Source organism: Streptomyces sp. Y20, assembly GCF_043195475.1.
Taxonomy (GTDB): Bacteria; Actinomycetota; Actinomycetes; order Streptomycetales; family Streptomycetaceae; genus Streptomyces.
Window position 1 is genome coordinate 394,651 of record NZ_JBIDDP010000005.1, and the last position, 19,532, is coordinate 414,182.

18 protein-coding genes are annotated in these 19,532 nt (G+C 72.7%); 11 read left to right on the forward strand and 7 right to left on the reverse strand.

From position 1 onward, the window contains the following. Window positions 1–157: 157 nt before the first annotated feature. Complete coding sequence (locus ACGFT1_RS16130; RefSeq protein WP_373909579.1) at window positions 158–1,336, forward strand: acyltransferase family protein; 1,179 nt, start codon at window positions 158–160, stop codon at window positions 1,334–1,336. 94 nt (window positions 1,337–1,430) lie between these two features. Here ACGFT1_RS16130 and ACGFT1_RS16135 read toward each other — a convergent pair whose 3' ends face one another. After that, window positions 1,431–1,895 (reverse strand): HD domain-containing protein, encoded by a 465-nt coding sequence (locus ACGFT1_RS16135; protein ID WP_373909580.1) that lies wholly within the window; start codon window positions 1,893–1,895, stop codon window positions 1,431–1,433. A gap of 55 nt (window positions 1,896–1,950) precedes the next feature. Next, the gene (locus ACGFT1_RS16140; RefSeq protein WP_373909581.1) at window positions 1,951–3,123 is read right to left on the reverse strand and encodes a PP2C family protein-serine/threonine phosphatase; all 1,173 of its coding nucleotides are present in this window, start codon (window positions 3,121–3,123) and stop codon (window positions 1,951–1,953) included. 161 nt (window positions 3,124–3,284) lie between these two features. Between ACGFT1_RS16140 and ACGFT1_RS16145 the strand changes: the two genes are divergently transcribed. Next, on the forward strand, window positions 3,285–4,526 hold the full coding sequence (locus tag ACGFT1_RS16145; RefSeq protein WP_373909582.1) for a GNAT family N-acetyltransferase: 1,242 nt from the start codon (window positions 3,285–3,287) through the stop codon (window positions 4,524–4,526). A 100-nt stretch (window positions 4,527–4,626) separates the two neighbouring features. Here the strand turns inward: ACGFT1_RS16145 and ACGFT1_RS16150 are convergent, their stop codons facing one another. Together ACGFT1_RS16150 and ACGFT1_RS16155 are read right to left on the reverse strand one after the other, a co-directional pair. Next, window positions 4,627–5,436, reverse strand: coding sequence for an Fpg/Nei family DNA glycosylase (locus ACGFT1_RS16150; RefSeq protein WP_373909583.1), 810 nt, complete (start codon window positions 5,434–5,436; stop codon window positions 4,627–4,629). Between the two features lie 49 nt (window positions 5,437–5,485). Then, window positions 5,486–5,974 (reverse strand): ribose-5-phosphate isomerase, encoded by a 489-nt coding sequence (locus ACGFT1_RS16155; RefSeq protein ID WP_373909584.1) that lies wholly within the window; start codon window positions 5,972–5,974, stop codon window positions 5,486–5,488. A 214-nt stretch (window positions 5,975–6,188) separates the two neighbouring features. Here ACGFT1_RS16155 and ACGFT1_RS16160 point away from each other — a divergent pair, with 214 nt between their 5' ends. Continuing rightward, a complete protein-coding gene (locus tag ACGFT1_RS16160; RefSeq protein ID WP_373909585.1) occupies window positions 6,189–7,607 on the forward strand; it encodes an amino acid permease in 1,419 nt (472 codons plus the stop codon). A 76-nt stretch (window positions 7,608–7,683) separates the two neighbouring features. On the opposite strand, the gene ACGFT1_RS16165 is transcribed toward ACGFT1_RS16160, so the two are convergent. Then, the gene (locus tag ACGFT1_RS16165; RefSeq protein ID WP_373909586.1) at window positions 7,684–8,265 is read right to left on the reverse strand and encodes a biotin transporter BioY; all 582 of its coding nucleotides are present in this window, start codon (window positions 8,263–8,265) and stop codon (window positions 7,684–7,686) included. A 462-nt stretch (window positions 8,266–8,727) separates the two neighbouring features. On the opposite strand from ACGFT1_RS16165, the gene ACGFT1_RS16170 reads away from it, so the two are divergent. The 8 genes from ACGFT1_RS16170 (at window position 8,728) to ACGFT1_RS16205 (ending at window position 17,261) form a co-directional block, all read left to right on the forward strand. Continuing rightward, window positions 8,728–9,927: an ROK family protein gene (locus tag ACGFT1_RS16170; protein ID WP_373909587.1), complete on the forward strand. Its 1,200-nt coding sequence runs from the start codon at window positions 8,728–8,730 to the stop codon at window positions 9,925–9,927. Window positions 9,928–10,131: 204 nt separating this feature from the next. Beyond that, on the forward strand, window positions 10,132–11,175 hold the full coding sequence (locus tag ACGFT1_RS16175) for an ABC transporter substrate-binding protein (RefSeq protein WP_373909588.1): 1,044 nt from the start codon (window positions 10,132–10,134) through the stop codon (window positions 11,173–11,175). Beyond that, the gene (locus tag ACGFT1_RS16180; protein ID WP_373909589.1) at window positions 11,172–12,020 is read left to right on the forward strand and encodes an ABC transporter permease; all 849 of its coding nucleotides are present in this window, start codon (window positions 11,172–11,174) and stop codon (window positions 12,018–12,020) included. Before ACGFT1_RS16175 ends, ACGFT1_RS16180 begins: the two co-directional genes overlap by 4 nt. Then, window positions 11,996–12,730, forward strand: a complete 735-nt coding sequence (locus tag ACGFT1_RS16185) for an ABC transporter ATP-binding protein (RefSeq protein WP_373909590.1) — start codon at window positions 11,996–11,998, stop codon at window positions 12,728–12,730. The genes ACGFT1_RS16180 and ACGFT1_RS16185 overlap by 25 nt, the downstream gene beginning before the upstream one ends. Beyond that, on the forward strand, window positions 12,727–14,082 hold the full coding sequence (locus ACGFT1_RS16190) for an LLM class flavin-dependent oxidoreductase (protein WP_373909591.1): 1,356 nt from the start codon (window positions 12,727–12,729) through the stop codon (window positions 14,080–14,082). The genes ACGFT1_RS16185 and ACGFT1_RS16190 overlap by 4 nt, the downstream gene beginning before the upstream one ends. A gap of 11 nt (window positions 14,083–14,093) precedes the next feature. Further along, a complete protein-coding gene (locus ACGFT1_RS16195) occupies window positions 14,094–14,984 on the forward strand; it encodes a TauD/TfdA dioxygenase family protein (protein ID WP_373909592.1) in 891 nt (296 codons plus the stop codon). A 119-nt stretch (window positions 14,985–15,103) separates the two neighbouring features. Next, the gene (locus ACGFT1_RS16200; RefSeq protein ID WP_373909593.1) at window positions 15,104–16,489 is read left to right on the forward strand and encodes an amino acid permease; all 1,386 of its coding nucleotides are present in this window, start codon (window positions 15,104–15,106) and stop codon (window positions 16,487–16,489) included. Between the two features lie 124 nt (window positions 16,490–16,613). Then, window positions 16,614–17,261, forward strand: coding sequence for a superoxide dismutase (locus ACGFT1_RS16205; RefSeq protein WP_373909594.1), 648 nt, complete (start codon window positions 16,614–16,616; stop codon window positions 17,259–17,261). 116 nt (window positions 17,262–17,377) lie between these two features. Here ACGFT1_RS16205 and ACGFT1_RS16210 read toward each other — a convergent pair whose 3' ends face one another. Both ACGFT1_RS16210 and ACGFT1_RS16215 read right to left on the reverse strand, forming a co-directional pair. Beyond that, complete coding sequence (locus ACGFT1_RS16210) at window positions 17,378–17,989, reverse strand: histidine phosphatase family protein (RefSeq protein WP_373909595.1); 612 nt, start codon at window positions 17,987–17,989, stop codon at window positions 17,378–17,380. A 45-nt stretch (window positions 17,990–18,034) separates the two neighbouring features. Beyond that, complete coding sequence (locus ACGFT1_RS16215; protein ID WP_373909596.1) at window positions 18,035–19,456, reverse strand: FGGY-family carbohydrate kinase; 1,422 nt, start codon at window positions 19,454–19,456, stop codon at window positions 18,035–18,037. Between the last annotated feature and the right edge of the window lie 76 nt (window positions 19,457–19,532).

Sequence of the window (19,532 nt, forward strand, 5' to 3'; positions counted from 1 at the left end):
AATCGGGACATCACGGGTGAACAGTCGGCATCCACAGGCGCACCAACACATGGACCGGGGTGGCACGTTCCGCCAATCAGTGGGTACCCGGGGACGATAACCAGGAATGACTGCGGGCGTTTTACGGAATGCCGCAGACGACGCTAGGGTGCCTGAGATGTTTGACGCCGCCTCGTCCCACGGCCAGAACCGCAGGCCACTCCCCCCGGCACAGCCGCCGGCGGACGGAGTGCCCGGCCCGCGTACCCCGGTGAGCGCGCAGGAGCGGCGGACGCGGGCGGACAGACCCGGCCGGCAGCGGGACGCGTTCTTCGACAACGCCAAGTACCTGGCCATCGTGCTGGTCGCGATGGGGCACGCCTGGGAGCCGCTGAAGGGCGACAGCCGGATCCTGGAGGGCGTCTACACCGTCGTGTACTCGTTCCACATGCCGGCGTTCATCATCATCTCGGGCTTCTTCTCCCGCAGTTTCGACATGCGCCCCGACCGGCTCAAGCGGCTGATCACCGGGGTCGTCGTGCCGTACGTCCTGTTCGAGTCGGCGTACCCGCTCTTCAAGAACCTCGTCACAGGCTCCCACGAGGAGATCACCCTCCTCGACCCCTGGTACCTCACCTGGTTCCTGGTCGCCCTGTTCGTCTGGCGGCTGACCACGCCCGTCTGGAAACTGGTGCGCTGGCCGCTGCCGCTGGCCCTCGGCCTCGCCATGCTGGCCACCGTCTCCCCGGCCATCGGCGACGACCTCGACCTCCAGCGCGTCCTGCAGTTCCTGCCCTACTTCGTGCTCGGCCTGTGCATGAGGCCCGAGCACTTCCACCTGGTGCGCCGCCGCTGGGTGCGGATCGCCTCGGTGCCGGTGTTCGCGGCGGCGCTGGCGGTCGGCTGGTGGGCGGTGCCGCGGATGAACACCGCCTGGTTCTACCACCGTGACGCCGCGCAGGAGCTGGGCGCCCCCTGGTGGTGCGGCCCGGTGATGACGCTCGCTCTGATGGGCTGCTCGCTCGTGCTGACGGCCTGCTTCTTCGCGTGGGTGCCGAGCCGGACGACGTGGTTCACCACGCTCGGCGCGGGCACCCTCTACGGCTATCTGCTGCACGGCTTCCTGGTGAAACTCGGCGACTACCGCGGCTGGTTCGAGCAGCCGTGGCTGCACCACCCGCTCGGTGAGATCACGGTGACCCTGCTCGCCGGCGCCGTCGTCACGGTGCTGTGCACCCGGCCCGTGCGGCGCGTGTTCCGCTTCGCCATGGAGCCGAGGATGGAGTGGGCGTTCCGGCAGGACGCGGCGGCGCAGGCCCGCGAGCGGCAGGGCCGGCGCGAGACGGTCGGCGTCTGAAGCCGGCGACGGTCGGCGTCCGGGCGGTTTTCGTCCCCGGTGCCGCTCACCGTTCCGTGACCGGCTGCTCCGGTCGCTCCGCTTCCGGCTCCGTTCAGCCTTCCGCTTCCGGCCGGGGGTCCAGGTTGAGGAGGGCGCGCATCCGGGCGTACTTGGCGGTGAGCCGGGCGCGGGTCGGCCCGTCGAGGGCCGCGAGGCGGCGGGGGTCGGCGTTGTGCGCCAGGTCGGCCTCCTTCACCAGCCGCGCGCCCGGCGTGGCGAGGACGCGGCGCGCGTAGGCCTCCGGCGGCTCCCCCGGCCGCCTGGTGAGGGCGCGCACGATCGCCTTGGTCCGCGGGGACAGTGCGGCGTCCGCCAGCCACTCCTCGCTCAGCGCGTCGTCCTCCACGGCGTCGTGCAGCCAGGCAGCCGCGATCTGTTCCGGGTCGCCGCCGCGGGCGCGTACGCCCTCGGCGACGGCCGCGAGGTGTTCGGCGTACGGCCGCCCCGCCTTGTCGGTCTGCCCCTGGTGGGCGGTGCGCGCCAGGGCCTCGACCTCGGCCGGCGTGAGCTGGGTCATGGCCCCAGTGTCCCCCGGGGCCCGCGCGCGGCGGCATCGGGGCGGCGACGGGGGCTCAGCGGGCGCTCGCCGAGACCTCGTGGCAGATCAGCAGTAGCGCCCGGTCGTCGTTGACGTCCTTGGCGACCGCCTCGATGAGGTGCCAGGCGGCGCCGTGGAAGCCGCCTGCGACATAGCGGTCGGCCTCGCCGGTGAGCCGGTCGATGCCCTCCACGATGTCCCGTTCGGAGGTCTCCACCAGCCCGTCGGTGAACAGCATCAGTACGTCTCCGGGCCGCAGCGAGCCCTTCACGGGGTCGAACTGGGCGCCGTCGTACACACCGAGCAGCGGTCCCTCGGCGGCCTTCTCCTCCCAGCGTCCGCTGCCCGCGCTGAGCTGGAGCCCCGGCGGATGGCCGGCGGAGTACAGCTCGTAGTCCCCGGAGTCGAGGTCCAGGACGAGGTGGATGGAGGTGGCGAAGCCCTCCTCCCAGTCCTGGCGCAGGAGGTAGCCGTTGGCGGCCGGGAGGAAGGCGTGCGGGGGCAGGGAGCCGAGGAGGCCGCCGAAGGCGCCGGACAGCAGCAGGGCGCGCGAGCCGGCGTCCATGCCCTTGCCGGACACGTCGGTGAGCACGACCTCCAGGGTCCGGCCGCCGTTCGTGCGGGCCGCGACGACGAAGTCACCGGAGAAGGACTGGCCGCCGGCCGGGCGCAGCGCCATCTCGTGGTGCCAGCCCCGCGGCAGTTCGGGCAGCTTGCTCTGTACGCGGATCCGCTCGCGCAGGTCGAACAGCATGGTGCCGCCGCGTCGCCAGGGCACGCCGACCCGGCTGCGGAACTGCGCGGTGAGCAACCCGAAGAAGCCGCACGCGGCGACCACCAGGACGATGCCCGGGGTGACCCGGGAGGGTCCCTCGGTGTACGGGCCGAGCCGCACCGACTCCACGATCAGCGCGGTGGCCGCCGCCGCGTACAGGCCGAGCAGGCTGGCCGGGCGCAGCAGCAGGCCGCCCGCGACGATGGGCAGCACCAGGCCGGCCGGTGAGCACCACACCGAGTCGACCAGGGTGACGGCCGCGAGGAGGGGGACGGTCAGCAGCAGTCCGGCGAAGGCGACCCAGTCGGAGCCGTCGCCGCGGAAGTAGTCCACGGCGCTTCTGCGCAGCCCGACGCGGGCCCGGTGCCACTGCATCTTCCACCGGGCCGTCAACGTCTCGGCCTTCGCGCGCCGCGCTCGTCCTGCTGCCATTAGTCCGGGACCCTATCCAGCGGACCGGCCGCTTGGCACGGGAGGTCCCACTTGTCCCCCGTGCGAGGCTCCGCTTCGCCGTCCCGCCGCCTACCGGGTGCCGGTGTGTGCCAAGGGGATATTCGCTGGCCCGTCCCCTGCCGCCCTGGTAGGCATGGCCCATGGGGACTGACCACGAGACCGGGCCGAGGGTGCTGCGCGAGGACGAGTGGGACCGGTGGTACGACGCGTTGTACCGGTCCTTCGGTGCGGCGCCGGCGCCGGCCGAGGAGCGGGCGCTGAACCGGTCCGTGACCGAGTTCGACCGCTCCCTCGCCGTCTGGGACGGGGACGCGGTCGTCGGCACGGCGGGGGCGTTCAGCTTCCGGATGACCGTGCCGGGCGGTGCCGCGGTGCCCGCGGCCGGGGTGACGATGGTGGGCGTGGCGGCCACCCACCGCCGGCGCGGGGTGCTGACCTCGATGATGCGCCGCCAGCTGGACGACGTCCGCGCGCTGGGCGAGCCGCTCGCGGTGCTGACCGCGTCGGAGCCGGCCATCTACGGCCGTTTCGGATACGGCGCGGCGACCTTCCGGGTCGGCGCCGAGATCGACACGGGCCGGGTGACGCTGGACGTGCCGGCCGGTACCGACGAGGTGCGGCTGCGGTACGCGGAGCCGGCCGATGTCCTGGACGCCTGCGAGGCCGTGTACGCGGCCCTGGTGCCGGGGCGGCCGGGCATGCTGGCCCGGCGGCCCGGCTGGGAGCGGGCCGGGCTGCTCGACCCGGCCAGCGGGCGCGAGGGCGGGTCGGCGCTGCGGTGCGTGGTCGCCGAACGGGACGGCAGGACCAGCGGTTACGTCCGCTTCCACACCCGCAGCGGCTGGAACGAGAGCGGTGCCGACGGCACGGTGCACCTGCGGGCCCTGGCCGCGCTCGATCCCGTGACCGAGGCCGCGCTGTGGCGCTTCCTGTTCGGCATCGACCTGATGACGACGCTGTCGGTGCGGTCGCGGCCGGTGGACGACGCCTGGCGGTACCTGGTCTCCGACACCCGCCGCTGCAAGCCGCGGCTGGGTGACGACGCCTATGTGCGGCTGGTGGACGTGGGGCAGGCCCTGTCGGCGCGCACCTATCTGGCGCCGGTGGATGTCGTGCTGGAAGTGGCGGACGCCTTCTGCCCGTGGAACGCGGGGCGTTGGCGGCTGACGGGTGACGCGAAGGGCGCGAGCTGCGAGCGGACGGCCGACGCGGCCCATCTCGCCCTGTCGGTGAGGGAGCTGGGCGCGGCCTACCTCGGTGGGGTGAGCCTGCTGTCGCTGGCGGCGGCCGGGCGGGTGCGGGAGCTGCGGCCGGGGGCGCTGGCGGAGGCGTCGGTGGCGTTCGGCTCGGCGGTGGCCCCGTGGCTGCCGCACGGCTTCTGACGGCACCGGCGCCCGTGTTCGGTTCGGGGGCGGCGTCCGGGTCGCCGCACGGCCGCCGGCGTCATCGGCACCGGTGCCCCGGCCGGCCGCAGCGCCCACGTCAGCGTCGCTGGCAGCCTGGGCACCAGAAGAGGTTGCGGGCGGCGAGGCCGGCGGTGTGGATCCGCTCGCCGCAGACGTGGCAGGGCAGGCCGGCGCGGCGGTAGACGTACACCTCGCCGCCGTGGTCGTCCACACGGGGCGGGCGGCCCATCGCCTCGGGGGTGTGCTCCGGACGGACGGTGTCGATCCGGTTGTTCCGCACCCCCTCCCGCATCAGCGCGGCCAGGTCGGCCCAGAGGGCGTCCCACTCGGCCGGGGTGATGTCCCGGCCGGCCCGGTAGGGGTCGGTGCCGTGCCGGAAGAGGACCTCGGCGCGGTAGACGTTGCCGACGCCGGCGACCACCTTCTGGTCCATGAGCAGCGCGGCGATCGTCGTACGGCTGCGGGAGATCCGCCGGTACGCGGCGCCGGGATCGGCGTCCTCGCGGAGCGGGTCGGGGCCGAGCCGGTCGTGGACGGCCCGCTTCTCGGCATCCGTGATCAGGGCGCAGGTGGTGGGGCCGCGCAGGTCGAGGTAGGCCGTGTCGTGCGCGAGCCGGAGCCGGACGGTGTCCGCGGGCGGGGGCGCGGGACCGTCACCGAAGCCGACCTTGCCGAAGAGGCCGAGGTGGATGTGGACCCAGTCGGCGTCCCGGAAGCCCAGGAAGAGGTGCTTTCCGTGGGCCTCGGTGGCGGTCAGCCCGGTGCGGTCCAGGAGGGCGGCGGCGTCGGAGAACTTGCCCTGGGGGCTGGTGACCCGCGGGGCCGTGCCCAGGAAGCGGGCGGCGCAGTCCTGTGCCAGCCGGTGGATCGTGTGCCCCTCTGGCACGGTCGCCGTTCCTTCCCCTCCTGCGGTTTCGCCTGCCCCCGGGGAGCGTTCAGTCCTGCTGCGGGTGGTGGGCGGGGATCGGCGGGAGGTCGCCCGTGGTCTCGTACGCCGCCAGCATGTCGATGCGGCGGATGTGGCGCTCGTCGCCGGAGAACGGGGTGGCGAGGAAGACCTCGACGAACCTGGTCGCCTCCTCGGTGCTGTGCATGCGCGCGCCGACGGCCACCACGTTGGCATCGTTGTGCTGGCGGCCGAGCGACGCCGTCTCCTCGCTCCAGGCCAGCGCGGCGCGCACGCCCTTGACCTTGTTCGCGGCGATCTGCTCGCCGTTGCCGGAGCCGCCGATCACTACACCGAGGGCGTCCGGGTCGGCCGCCGCCCGCTCCGCGGCGCGCAGGCAGAACGGCGGGTAGTCGTCCTGGGCGTCGTAGAGGTGGGGCCCGCAGTCGACGGGCTCGTGGCCGGCGGCCTTCAGCCACTCGACGAGGTGGTTCTTGAGTTCGTAGCCCGCATGGTCGGAGCCGAGATACACGCGCATGCCACGAGTGTGACACGCCCCTTGCGGGGCAGCAGCCCCGGGTGCCGGTGCGCGAAAGGAACGCGGAACTGTGAGGGACACCATAGAACCTCAAGGAAACCTCAGGTAACAATCCGGATTCAGAGGTTCCCGAATTGGTTGGCCTCAGATTCACTGGACCGACTCGTACACCGCTCGTACGGGCAGCTCCACCTGGCGCAAAGGAAATCCGTCCATGACCCCTGGTTCGGGCCTCCAAGCAGGACTCAAGAACCGCCACCTGACGATGATCGCGATCGGTGGCGTCATCGGAGCCGGCCTCTTCGTCGGCTCCAGTTCCGGTATCGCCACCGCGGGACCCGGCATCCTCCTGTCCTACGCCCTCGTCGGCACGCTGGTCGTGCTGGTGATGCGCATGCTCGGCGAGATGTCCGCCGCCAATCCGACGTCCGGCTCGTTCTCCGCGCACGCCGACCGTGCGCTGGGCCGCTGGGCCGGGTTCTCCATCGGCTGGCTGTACTGGTTCTTCTGGGGCGTCGTGCTCGCCGTCGAGGCGACCGCCGGCGCGAAGATCCTCGAAGGGTGGGTGCCGAACATCCCGCAGTGGGGCTGGGCGCTCATCGTGATGACCGTGCTGACCGCGACCAACCTGGTCTCCGTCGGCTCCTACGGCGAGTTCGAATTCTGGTTCGCCGGCATCAAGGTCGTGGCGATCGGCGCGTTCATCGTCATCGGTCTGCTCGCCGTGTTCGGCGTGCTGCCGGGCGTCCACGCCGACAAGGCCTCCTTCGGCAACCTCACCTCGCACGGCGGTTTCCTGCCGCACGGCCCCGGCGCGATCCTCACCGGTGTCCTGCTGGTCGTCTTCTCCTTCATGGGCAGCGAGATCGCGACCCTGGCGGCCGGCGAGTCCGAGGACCCGCAGCGGGCGGTCACCAAGTCGACCAACAGCATCATCTGGCGGATCGGCGTCTTCTACCTCGGCTCGATCCTCATGGTGGTCACGCTGCTGCCGTGGAACGACGCGTCCATCGCGAAGGACGGCTCCTACGTCGCCGCCCTGAACTCGCTGGGCATCGCGCACGCCGGCGAGATCATGAACGTCATCGTGCTGACCTCGGTGCTGTCCTGTCTCAACTCCGGCCTGTACACGGCCTCCCGGATGGCCTTCTCGCTCGGCGAGCGGGGTGACGCCCCGAAGGCGTTCGCGCGGGTCAACAGCCGGGGCGTGCCGATGACGGCGATCCTCGCGTCGGTGGTGTTCGGCTTCGTCGCCGTCTTCTTCAACTACCTGTCCCCGGACAAGATCTTCCTCTTCCTGGTCAACTCCTCCGGTGCGGTGGCGCTGTTCGTGTGGCTGGTCATCTGCTTCTCCCAGCTGCGGATGCGCAAGATCATCCAGCGGGAGTCGCCGGAGAAGCTCGTCGTGCGGATGTGGCTGTACCCGTACCTGACCTGGGCGACGGCCACGCTGATCGTGGGCGTCCTCGTCTACATGCTGTTCGACACCGAGCACGACGGCCGCGAGACCGTACTGCTGTCGCTGCTGGTCGCGGCGGTGGTGCTGGTGATCGCCCTGGTCAAGGAGCGGCTCGCCGCGCGCCGCGCGCCCGCGGCCGCCGAGGCGCCGGCCGAGAAGGTCTCCATCGGCTGACCCGGCACCACGAGCGGCAGGGCCGCACCCCCCGGCGAACGTCGGGTGGTGCGGCCCTGCCGCGTTATCCGGTGTCTCAGCGCTCGCCGGTGAGCTTCCAGGCCGTGGGCAGCGCGCCCATCGCCAGGGCCGCCTTGAGGGCGTCGCCGATGAGGAACGGGGTGAGACCGGCCGCGACCGCCTGGGACGCGGACAGGTGCGCGGCCAGGGCCAGGTACGGCACGCCGACGGCGTAGATGACGGCCTCGCCGAGGATCATCGCGCCCGCCATGCGCAGCGGGGAGCGGTCGGCGCCGCGCCGGGCCAGGGCGCCGACGAGGGCGGACGCCAGCAGCATGCCGAGGACGTAGCCGAAGGAGACCAGGCCGGCGCCGGAGGCACCGCCCGCGAACCACGGCACGCCGGCCAGACCGGCGAGCGCGTACAGGGCCAGGGAGAGGAAGCCGCGGCGGGCGCCGAGCGTGGTGCCGACCAGCAGCGCGGCGAAGGTCTGGCCCGTCACCGGCACCGGGGAGCCGGGCACGTGGACCGACAGCTGGGCCGCGAGGCCGGTGAGCGCGGCACCGCCGAGGACGAGGGCCGCGTCGCGGACGCGGGACGCGGGGAGCAGGTCGGCGAGGACTGCGCCGGGGCGGGCGGTGGCGGTGGCGGTGCTCATGGGGACTCCGCGAGGTGGTGTGGACATGTCGGGACACCGCGACGCTATCCCAGCGCCCGCACGCCGATCACCGTCTGCGCTCGACAAAGGGGGGATCGGCGACTTGGTGTGCTTCGCACAAAGGAGGCCGCCGACACCTGCGCGGGCGTGATACCGGTCACTGAGGCAGGGACGCTCCGCTCACTTCCCCACCTGGGCCGGCGACTGTAGGGACCCACCAAAAGACCCCCGCGTGCCCGTCCCCCGCGTGCCCGTCTCGCCCGTCGGTCGCCGTCTGGGCAGCGCGAAGGCGTTTTGCTAGCTTCGCACGCATGGTTGCCCAGGCCCGGTACCTCACCTCGCGTCGCTATGTCGACCTGCGACGCCAGGGCACGGCCACCTGTCGCCGTCCCGGATAGGGGCGGGCTCCGGCACGCCCCTGTCCTCCGTGACGTGTCGGCCCCGTTCCCGAGGACGGTTTCCATGCCCCGTACCGCGGCATCCCCCCTTGTCTCCCCCGTTCCGCGCGCCGCCGACAGCGACCGGCGGCACACCAGCGCCAGTGCCGTGCTGCGCTCCGTCCTGGAGCACGGCCCGGTGGCACGCAGCACCATCGCCCGGCTGACCGGCCTGTCGCCCGCGTCGGTGACCGAGCACTGCGCCCGGCTCACCGGCCTCGGCCTGCTCCGCGAGTCGGCCGCGCCCCGCCGCTCGGGCGGGATCGGCCGGCCGCACGTCCCCCTCGACCTGGACGACGCCCGCTTCCTGGTCGCCGGGGTGCACGTGGCCGTGCCGTACACCACGGTCGCCCTGCTCGACCTGCGCGGCCGGGTGGTGGCCCGGCGGGAGCTGAAGCACGAGCACACCGATCCCGGGCGGGTGCTGGCGCGGGCCGCCGAGGGGCTCGCGGCGCTGCTCGCCGGGGTGCCGGGCCGGCGGGCGCTGGCGGTGGGGGTGGCGGTCGGCGGCTGGGTGGACCGGGAGACGGGCACCGTGGTCGAGCACGAGCTGCTGGACTGGCGGGACGTGCCGGTGCGGGAGCTGCTCGGCGCCCGCACGGGTCTGCCGGTCCAGGTGGACGGCCACGCGCGGGCGCTGGTGAACGGGGAGCGGTTGTTCGGGCGGGCCCGGGGCAGCCGCAGCGTGCTGCACCTGTTCGTGGGCAACGTGGTGGACGCGGCCTTCGCCACCAACGACGAGGTGCACCACGGGCCCCGTTCGGCGGCCGGGACGATCGCCCATCTGCCGGTGCCGGGCGGCACCGAGCCGTGCGCGTGCGGCGGTACCGGCTGCCTCCAGGCCGAGTTGAGCGAGCGGACGCTGTGCCGCCGGGCGCGGGCGGCCGGGGTGACCGATTCGGCCAATCCGATGCGCGTGGTGGCCGCCGCGGCGGCCGGGGACGCGGTGGCCCGGCGGCTGCTGCTGGAGCGGTCGCGGGCGACCGGGCGGGCGGCCGGGCTGCTGCTGGACGTGCTGAACCCGGAGACGGTCGTGGTGACCGAGGTCGGGGTCATGCATGTCGAGGGCTGCCTCGACGCGTTGCGGGAGGCGGTGGGGACGGCACGTTCGGCGCACGTCATGCCGACGAGTTTCCCGGACGACGTGCTGGCGACGGCGGGCGGTTCGGTGGCACTGGACCTATTGTTCCGGGACCCGCTGGGTGCGTCACCTGAGGATATTTAATTCAGAAACTCGGAATGTTGACAGCGACCTCCCATGACCGGGAACATCCTGGTCATGAACCCGCACACGCGTTGTCGCACCTTCTGTTGCTGACACATTGCCGCGCATGAAGCGCGTGTTTCCGTTGCGTGAGTTCTTTTCTTCCGGCCTGCCCTCCCGGAATTCTTCCTGCCTTTCCTTTTTCCCCTCCCAGGGAGTGCTCCCATGCACCGTCGTGTCTTTCTCACCTCCCTGCTCGGCGCGTCCGCCGCCGTGGCGGGTCTCAGCGGCTGCGCCGACGGCGAGGCCACCGCCGCCACCCGGGGCGCGGCCACGAAGCCGCTCGCCCGCAAGGTTCCGGCCGGCACCAGCCTGAAGATCGCCTCGTACCAGAACGTGCAGCAGTTGCAGTTCCGGCTGGCGAAGCTGCCCCGGCTGCCGTTCACGGTGTCCAGCTGGGCGAACATCGGGGCGGGCCCGGATGTGATCAACGCCTTCCGCGCCAGGTCCCTGGACGTCGCCAACAACGCGGGCATCCCGCCGATCCAGGCGCACTACCAGGGCTTCGACGCCAAGATCGTCGCGATCGACGTCACCCGCAGGCCCAACTACCTCTTCGCCACCAGGCCGGGCAGTGGCATCCGCACGGTGGCGGACTTCCGGGGCAAGCGGCTCGCCTTCTCCCAGGGACAGGCCCAGGGGGTCGTGCTGCTGCGGGCGCTGAAGCAGGCGAACCTGAAGTACGACGACGTGACACTGGTCCCGCTGACCAGCAACCAGTTCCTGACCGCCCTCCAGTCCGGCCAGGTCGACATCGCCCCGCTCGCCAACAACCAGGCGCCGGCGTACCTGAAGCAGTACGGGGGCAAGGGCGCCCGGGCCATCAGGACCGACGTCGTCGACCTGCTCAACCTGCTGTGGGCGCCGCAGTCGGTGCTGAACGACCCGGCGAAGGCCGCCGCGATCGCCGCCTACATCCCCCAGTGGGCCAGGGGCCTGGTGTGGCAGTACGAGCACCCGGACGTGTGGAACGAGGAGTTCTTCGTCAAGACGCAGAACCTCAGCCTCGACCAGGCGAAGTCGATCACCGCCCTCGCCAACAAGCCGCTCTTCCCGCCCAGCTGGGACGAGGCCGTCAAGTGGGAGCAGGAGACCGCCGACCTGCTCGCCGAGGGCGGCTTCGTGAAGAAGTTCGACGTGTCCTCCCTCTTCGACCACCGCTTCGAGTCCATCGCCGCCAGGGCCGTACCCGAGGAGTACCGGAGGTGACCGCCGTGACCACGACGACGACCGCGCCGCCGGCCGCGGCGGCCGGGGAGCTCCCCCAGGTCCGCAGGCGCCGCCGTCTCTCCCCCGGCCGCCGGCTGCCCGCCGCCCGGCTGGCCGGACCGCTGGTGGTGCTCGCCCTGTGGGCCGGCGCCTCGGCCGCCGGGCAGCTCGATCCGGGCGCCATCCCCGCACCGTGGACCGTCCTGCGGACCGGCGCGCACCTGTGGACCGACGGGACGCTCCCCACCGACGTGCTGACCTCCCTGGAACGGGCCGCCTACGGCTTCGCGATCGGGCTGACCGCCGGGGTGCTGCTCGCCCTCGCCTCCGGGCTCAGCCGGACCGGGGAAGCGCTGATCGACGGCACCGTGCAGCTCAACCGGGCGATACCCACCCTCGGCCTGATCCCGCTGTTCATCCTCTGGCTGGGCATCGGGGAGACGTTCAAGATCGCCATCATCGCGATCGTCGTCTACGTGCCGATCTACCTCAACACGCACGCCGCGCTGTCCGGCATCGACAGCCGCTTCGTCGAACTCGCCGAGGTGCAGGGCCTGTCGCGGCTCGCCTTCGTCCGCCAGGTGGTCGTCCCCGGCGCGCTGCCCGGGTTCTTCGTGGGACTCCGGCTCGGCGTGACCGGCTCCTGGCTGGGCCTGGTGGTGCTGGAGCAGATCAACGCCACCAGCGGGCTCGGCTACCTGATGTTCCAGGCGCAGAACTACGGCCAGACCGACGTCATCCTGGTCGGCCTGCTGATCTACGGCGTCTTCGGCCTCGTCTCCGACAGCGTGGTCCGTCTCATCGAACGGAGGGTGCTGTCGTGGCGCCGCACACTGAGCAACTGACCCGCCCCGCCGTCCAGCTGCGCGGCCTGACCCGGTCGTTCGAGGGCCGCACCGTCCTCGACGGCATCGACCTCGACCTGCCCGCCGGCCAGTTCACGGCCCTGCTCGGGCACAGCGGCTCCGGCAAGTCCACGCTGCTGCGGGCGGTGGCCGGCCTGGACCACGGGGTGACCGGCAGCGGGCAGCTCACCGCGCCGGAGCGGGTCTCGGTGGTGTTCCAGGACTCCCGGCTGCTGCCCTGGCGCCGGGTGCTGGACAACGTCCTGCTCGGCCTGGACGGCAAGGACGCCGCCGAACGCGGCCGGGCGGCGCTGGCGGAGGTCGGCCTGAAGGGCCGCGAGCGGGCCTGGCCGGGCCAGCTGTCCGGGGGTGAGGCGCAGCGCGCCGCGCTCGCCCGCTCCCTGGTCCGCGAACCCGAACTGCTGCTCGCCGACGAGCCGTTCGGCGCCCTGGACGCGCTGACCCGGATCCGGATGCACCACCTGCTGCGCGAGCTGTGGAAGCGCCATCGGCCCTCCGTGCTGCTCGTCACCCACGACGTCGACGAGGCGATCGTGCTCGCCGACCGGGTCCTCGTCCTGGACGAGGGCCGGATCGGCCTCGACCTGACCATCGACCGTCCCCACCCGCGCTCCTACCGGGAGCCGGTGCTGGGCGAGTACCGGGAACGGCTGCTGGCCGCCCTCGGTGTCACGGAGGACCACCAGTGACCACGCGACAGCTCCACCTCAACGCGTTCCTGATGAACACCGGCCACCACGAGGCGTCGTGGCGGCTGCCGGAGAGCGACCCGTACGCCCACGTCGACCTCGCCCACTACGTCGGCCTGGCGCGGATCGCCGAACGCGGCACGTTCGACTCCCTCTTCCTGGCCGACGGCCCCCAGTTGTGGAGCAACCTCGCCCAGCGGCCGGCCGGCGCCCTGGAACCGCTCACCCTGCTGACCGCGCTGGCCACGGCCACCCAGCACATCGGGCTGATCGCCACCGCCTCCACCTCCTACAACTCCCCCTACAACCTGGCCCGCAGGTTCGCCTCGCTGGACATCATCAGCGGCGGCCGGGCCGGCTGGAACATCGTCACCACCGCCGGCGCGGAGGCCGCCCGCAACTTCGGCCTGGAGCACGAGCCGGCGCACGCCGAGCGGTACGCGCGGGCCGCCGAGTTCCTCGACGTGGCCCTGAAGCTGTGGGACAGCTGGGAGGACGACGCGATCGTCGCCGACAAGGCGGCCGGGGTGTGGGGCGACGACAGCCGCATCCACCCGCCCCGGCACCGGGGGACGTACTTCAGCGTCGCCGGCGCCCTCAACGTCCCGCGCAGCCCGCAGGGCTATCCGCTCCTGGTCCAGGCGGGCTCCTCCCAGGACGGCAAGGCGTTCGCCGCCCGGTACGCGGAGGCCGTGTTCACCGCCCAGCAGACCCTCGCCGACGCGCAGGCCTTCTACAGCGACCTCAAGGCCCTCACCCGGCGGGCCGGACGCGACCCGGAGCGGGTGAAGGTGCTGCCGGGGATCGTCCCCGTCCTCGGATCGACGCAGGCCGAGGCGCGGGCGAACGAGCAGGTCCTCGAGGACCACATCGTGTACGACCACGGGGTGGCCCGGCTGGAGAGCCTGCTCCAGCTGGAGCCAGGCACGCTGGACCTGGACGCCCGGCTGCCCGCGGACCTGCCGCCCGAGTCGGCCGTCGAGGGAGCCAAGAGCCGCTACACGCTCGTCGTGGAGCTGGCCCGGCGCGACCGGCTCACCGTCCGGCAGCTGATCGCCCGGCTCGGCGGCGGGCGTGGCCACCTCACCTTCGCCGGGACGCCCGAGCAGGTCGCCGACCAGATCGGGACCTGGTTCACCGAGGGCGCCGCCGACGGCTTCAACATCATGCCGGCCGTCCTGCCCTCCGGCCTGGAGGCGTTCGTCGAGCACGTCGTGCCGATCCTGCGCGCCCGCGGCCTGCTGCGCACCGAGTACGGCCCCCGGCAGACCCTGCGGGAGCGCTACGGCCTGCCCCGCCCCGCCAACCAGTACGTGACCCCCGCCTCCTCCCCCGCCCCCGCGCTCGTCTGAAAGGACCCGCCATGTCCCTCGAGATCACCAAGGTCACCGCACGCATCGGCGCCCGGGTCACCGGCGTCGACATCACCCGGCCGCTCGCACCGGAGCAGGTCGACGCCGTCCGCGAGGCCCTGAACGCCCACAAGGCGCTGGTCTTCGACGCCGGGGAACTGGACGACGCGGGCCAGCAGGCCTTCGCCCGCCACTTCGGCGACCTGACCACAGCCCACCCGACGGTCGGTGCCGTGGACGGCGCCCCGAACGTGCTGCCCGTGGACAGCGAGCGGGGCCGGGCCAACCACTGGCACACCGACGTGACCTTCGTGCTGAACCCGCCGCAGGCCAGCACCCTGCGCTCGATCACCGTTCCGCCGTACGGCGGCGAGACCCTGATCGCCGACGCGGCCGCCGCCTACCGGGACCTGCCCGAGCCGCTGCGCCGCTTCGCCGACACCCTGTGGGCCGAGCACACCAACGACTACGACTACGCGGTGCCGGAGGAGGAGATCGACGAGGAGCGGGCCGCCCAGCGCGCCCGGTTCACCTCCATCAAGTACCGCACCGTCCACCCGGTGGTCCGCGTCCACCCGCTGACCGGTGAACGCGGTTTGTTCGTCGGCGGGTTCGCGCAGCGGATCGTGGGCCTGTCGGCCGGCGAGTCCCGGAAGATCCTGGAGCTGTTCCAGGCGTACGTCACCCGGCCGGAGAACGTGCTGCGCTGGCGCTGGTCGGAGCGGCAGCTGGTCCTCTTCGACAACCGCATCACCCAGCACTACGCCATCGACAACTACGACGGGCAGCCGCGCCGTCTGCACCGGGTGACGGTCGCCGGTGACATCCCGGTCGGCGTCGAGGGCAAGGAGAGCTACTCCATCGAGGGCGACGCCTCGCACTACACGCCCGTGGCGGCGTGACGGCCCGTACACGCTGCGTACGGCGGATGTCCGCATAGTGGGCGGCCCCTTCGCGTGAGCGGACGGGCCGCCCAGACTGGCGGGGTTTTTGTCCTTCCTTGACCGGGAGAGCCGCGCCCATGCCCAGCAGCACGACCACGAAGACGCCGCCGGACCAGCAGACGGACGGCTCCCTCTCCCACGGCCTCAAACAGCGCCATCTGTCGATGATCGCCCTCGGCGGGGTCATCGGCGCGGGCCTGTTCGTCGGTTCCGGGGCGGGGATCGCCGCGGCCGGCCCGTCCATCGTGATCGCCTACGCCCTCTCCGGCCTCCTGGTGATGCTGGTGATGCGGATGCTGGGCGAGATGTCGGCCGCGTACCCGTCCTCGGGTTCCTTCTCGGCGCACGCCGAGCGGGCGATCGGCCCGTGGGCGGGCTTCGCGGCGGGCTGGTCCTTCTGGGTGCTGCTGTGCACGGCCGTCGGCCTGGAGGGCATCGGCGCCGCGCACATCGTGCAGGGCTGGCTGCCGGGCACCCCGCAGTGGGCCTGGGTCGCGCTGTTCATGGTGGTGTTCTGCGGGGCGAACCTGGCCGCCGTGAAGAACTTCGGCGAGTTCGAGTTCTGGTTCGCGGCGCTGAAGGTCGGCGCGATCAGCCTGTTCCTGATCCTGGGCGTGCTGGCCATCGCGGGCGTGCTGCCGGGCACGGACTCCCCCGGCGCCTCGCATCTGTCCGACTTCCTGCCCCACGGCAACGAGGGCCTGCTGGTCGGACTGCTCGCCTCGGTGTTCGCGTACGGCGGCCTGGAGACGGTCACCATCGCGGCGGCGGAGTCGGAGGACCCGGTGCGGGGCGTGGCGTCCGCCGTGCGCACGGCGATGTGGCGCATCGCCCTGTTCTACATCGGCTCCATGGCGGTCGTGGTCACGCTCGTCCCGTGGGACTCCAAGGAGGTCGTGGAGAAGGGCCCTTACGTGGCCACCCTGGACCACCTGGGCATCCCCGGCGCCGGTCAGCTGATGAACGTGGTCGTCCTGGTCGCCCTGCTGTCCGCGATGAACGCCAACATCTACGGCTCCTCGCGCATCGCCTACTCGCTGGTCGGGCGGGGCCAGGGCCCGAAGGCGCTGGCGCGGCTGTCCGGCGGGGTCCCCCGGATCGCGGTGCTCACCTCCTGCGTCCTCGGTTTCGTCTGCGTGATGCTGAACTACTGGCGTCCGGACGACATCTTCCGCTGGCTGCTGAACATGATCGGCGCGGTCATCCTGGTGGTCTGGATCTTCATCGCGGTCTCGCAGCTGCTGCTGCGCCGCCGGATCGAGCGGGAGGCGCCGGACAAGCTCGTCGTGCGCATGTGGGCGTTCCCGTGGCTGACCTGGGCCGCGCTGGCCGGCATGGCCGCGATCTTCGTACTGATGGCCCGGGAGCCGGACACCCGGGTGCAGCTGTACTCGACGGGCGCGATGACGCTGGCCCTGGCGGCGGCGGGTTACGCGTGGCAGCGGGTGCGCGCCCGCCGCTGATCCGGCCTCCTCGCGCGACAGGCCCCCACGGACGACACGTGGGGGCCTTTTGTGTTGCCCGGGCGTTGTTGTTGCTAGCGTGTACCTGCAAGTGACTTGCAATAAGGTTCCGGAGGGGATCACCATGCCCGTCTACACGCTGCCCGAGCTGCCCTACGACTACTCCGCGCTGGCCCCCGTGATCAGCCCCGAGATCATCGAGCTGCACCACGACAAGCACCACGCGGCCTATGTGAAGGGCGCCAACGACACCCTGGAGCAGCTCGCCGAGGCGCGGGAGAAGGAGGCGTGGGGCTCGGTCAACGGCCTGGAGAAGAACCTGGCCTTCCATCTGTCCGGGCACATCCTGCACTCGGTCTACTGGCAGAACATGACCGGCCCCGAGGACGGCGGCGGCGAGCCGCTGGCCGCCGACGGCGTGGGCGAACTGGCCGACGCGATCAAGGAGTCGTTCGGTTCGTTCGCCGCGTTCCGGACGCAGCTGTCCAAGGCCGCCGCCACCACCCAGGGTTCGGGCTGGGGCGTGCTCGCCCACGAGCCGCTGAGCGGACGCCTGATCGTGGAGCAGGTCTACGACCACCAGGGCAACGTCGGCCAGGGCGCCGTCCCGATCCTGGTCTTCGACGCCTGGGAGCACGCCTTCTACCTCCAGTACAAGAACCAGAAGGTCGACTTCATCGAGGCCATGTGGCAGGTCGTGAACTGGCAGGACGTCGCACGCCGTCACGAGGCCGCCAGGTCCCGCGCGGACGTGCTGCTGCTCGCGCCCTGACCGGCCGCCGGTCGTCCTGCCTCGTGATCGTCTTCTCACCCTTCACGGCGGCAGGCGGATGAAGGGAGGGCCCCCGCGAGGACGTGACTCGCGGGGGCCCTCCTGCGCGTCACGCGTCAGTCGCAGGGCACGTTCAGCGACAGCAGCGCGGTCCGGTCGCCGTCGACGCGGATCTCGGACACCGCCGCGTTGCGCAGCCGCGGGAACACCCTGCGGTACTCGGCCAGGGGGATGCCGAGCAAGGAGCACAGGACCAGCCGCAGCAGGGTGTTGTGGGCGACGACCAGGACCCGCCCGCCGGGGTGGGCGGTGGCGATGCGGCGCAGGGCGGCGGTACCGCGCCCGGCCGCCGCACGCGGGTCCTCGGCGCCGGGGAACGGGTGCGCCACCGGGTCCCGCCGGAACGCCTCCGCCGCCTGCGGGTCCTCGGCCGCGAACTCCGCGAGCGTACGGCCCTCCACCACACCGAAGTCGCATTCCCTGAGGTCCCGTTCGCGATGCGGGGTGACGCCCAGGGCCCGGCAGGCGGGCCCGGCGGTGGCGGTCGCCCGGGACAGCGGCGAGGTCCACACGGCGTCCACCGGATGCGCGGCGGCCCACCGTCCCAGCGCCTCGGACTGGGCGCGCCCGGTGTCGGTGAGGGCCACGTCACTGACCCCGGCGTACCGGTTCCGGGCGTGCCAGACGGTCTCGCCGTGCCGGGACAGGACAAGCGTGGTGGGGGTCATGGCCGCCAGTATCGCGGCCTTCCTCGTCACCGCGCCGCCCCGTCGCTACATCCGGGCCCGCGCGTGGCCGGCCACCGCTCCCGGCAGCCAGCCCCGGGCCTCCAGCTCCGCCACCAGCCGCGCGTACGGCTCGGTGAAGCGCTTCGTGCGGCCGGGCCGCGGCTCGACCGTCGTACCCGCCCGCACCATGCCCTCCGCCACCTCGGCGAGCGTCGGCGCCGCCCCCGTGCCGTACGCGGCCAGTGCCGCCATGCCCAGCGCCGGTTCGGTGCGGGCCGGCACCCGTACCGGGCGGCCCAGGACGTCGGCGCGCAGCTGGGTCCAGTAGGCGCTGCGGGCGCCGCCACCGGTCAGGGCGAGGGTCCCGTCCAGGGGGGCGCCCAGGTGGTGGAGGTAGTCCAGGCAGAGGCGCTCGGTGAAGGCGACGCCCTGGAGGAGGGCCGCCCACAGGTCGGCGTCCGACTCCGGGTCGCCGAGCAGCAGCGAGGTGGCTTGCGGGGCGTGGAAGGGGAAGCGTTCGCCGGGCGAGACGAGGGGATAGGCCACGGCGTGCGAGGGTTCGAAGGCGGCGGCGCGGGCGTCCAGGGCGGCCGGGTCGGCACCCGGGAAGCGGGCGGTGAGGACGCCCGCGCCGACGCTGGAGGCGCCGCCGGGCAGCCAGGTGCCGTCCGGGCCGCGATGGTTGTAGACGACGCCGGCCGGGTCGGCCACGGGCTCGGTGGCCGCGCCCTTGAGCACCAGTGTCGTGCCCAGCACCGAGTTCCAGGCGCCCGGGCGCAGCGCCCCGGCGGCGATCTGGGCGGCGCAGCCGTCGGTCATGCCCGCGATGACGGGCGTGCCGGCGGGGATGCCGGTGGCGTCGGCGGCGGCCGGGCCGACCTCGCCGAGCCGGGTGCCGGGGCGTACGACGGGCGGGAGGGCTCCCGGGGGCAGGCCGGTGAGCTCCGGCCAGGCGTCACGCCGCAGGTCGTAGGCGGTTTTCAGGGCGTGACTGGAGTCGCTGGGCACCCGGTGCCCGACCAGCCGGGCGGTGATCACGTCCGGCTGGTGCGCGACCCTGCCGGGACCGTGCCGTGCGACCAGCCAGCGGGCCTTGGGCAGCGCCCAGGTGTCCTGGACCGCGAGTCCCGCCGACCGCAGCCGCGCTCCCTCGGCCGCGGCCCGCCGGTCGTCGTACATCAGCGCGGGCCCCAGCGGGCGGCCCGCGTCGTCCGTGAGCAGCACGGTCCCGGAGGTGCCGCACACCGCGACCCCGGCCACCGGCGTCCGCACCCCCTCGAGCGCCGCCCGGGCGGCCGTGCGGACCGCTTCCCACCACTCCCCGGGGTCCTGCTCGTGCCGTGTCCCTTCCCGGCGGCCCCGCACGAGCGGCGCCGATCCGGTGCCGAGCACCCGGCCGTCGGCGGTCACGAGCAGGGCCCGTACGCCCTGGGTGCCGAGGTCGATCCCGAGCCACGCCGACGCCATGCCCGCCTCCCGCACTTAGCGACCATCCGTGTGAACTTCCCACACTCCCCCGAGATTTCCCCCTTGTTTCCCCGTG

Bases quoted from the DNA above. Each gene is read 5' to 3' on its own strand.
- ACGFT1_RS16130 (WP_373909579.1), top strand. From the start codon at position 158: ATGTTTGACGCCGCCTCGTCCCACGGCCAGAACCGCAGGCCACTCCCC.
- ACGFT1_RS16135 (WP_373909580.1), bottom strand. From the start codon at position 1,895: ATGACCCAGCTCACGCCGGCCGAGGTCGAGGCCCTGGCGCGCACCGCC.
- ACGFT1_RS16140 (WP_373909581.1), bottom strand. From the start codon at position 3,123: ATGGCAGCAGGACGAGCGCGGCGCGCGAAGGCCGAGACGTTGACGGCC.
- ACGFT1_RS16145 (WP_373909582.1), top strand. From the start codon at position 3,285: ATGGGGACTGACCACGAGACCGGGCCGAGGGTGCTGCGCGAGGACGAG.
- ACGFT1_RS16155 (WP_373909584.1), bottom strand. From the start codon at position 5,974: ATGCGCGTGTATCTCGGCTCCGACCATGCGGGCTACGAACTCAAGAAC.
- ACGFT1_RS16160 (WP_373909585.1), top strand. From the start codon at position 6,189: ATGACCCCTGGTTCGGGCCTCCAAGCAGGACTCAAGAACCGCCACCTG.
- ACGFT1_RS16165 (WP_373909586.1), bottom strand. From the start codon at position 8,265: ATGAGCACCGCCACCGCCACCGCCCGCCCCGGCGCAGTCCTCGCCGAC.
- ACGFT1_RS16170 (WP_373909587.1), top strand. From the start codon at position 8,728: ATGCCCCGTACCGCGGCATCCCCCCTTGTCTCCCCCGTTCCGCGCGCC.
- ACGFT1_RS16175 (WP_373909588.1), top strand. From the start codon at position 10,132: ATGCACCGTCGTGTCTTTCTCACCTCCCTGCTCGGCGCGTCCGCCGCC.
- ACGFT1_RS16195 (WP_373909592.1), top strand. From the start codon at position 14,094: ATGTCCCTCGAGATCACCAAGGTCACCGCACGCATCGGCGCCCGGGTC.
- ACGFT1_RS16200 (WP_373909593.1), top strand. From the start codon at position 15,104: ATGCCCAGCAGCACGACCACGAAGACGCCGCCGGACCAGCAGACGGAC.
- ACGFT1_RS16205 (WP_373909594.1), top strand. From the start codon at position 16,614: ATGCCCGTCTACACGCTGCCCGAGCTGCCCTACGACTACTCCGCGCTG.
- ACGFT1_RS16210 (WP_373909595.1), bottom strand. From the start codon at position 17,989: ATGACCCCCACCACGCTTGTCCTGTCCCGGCACGGCGAGACCGTCTGG.
- ACGFT1_RS16215 (WP_373909596.1), bottom strand. From the start codon at position 19,456: ATGGCGTCGGCGTGGCTCGGGATCGACCTCGGCACCCAGGGCGTACGG.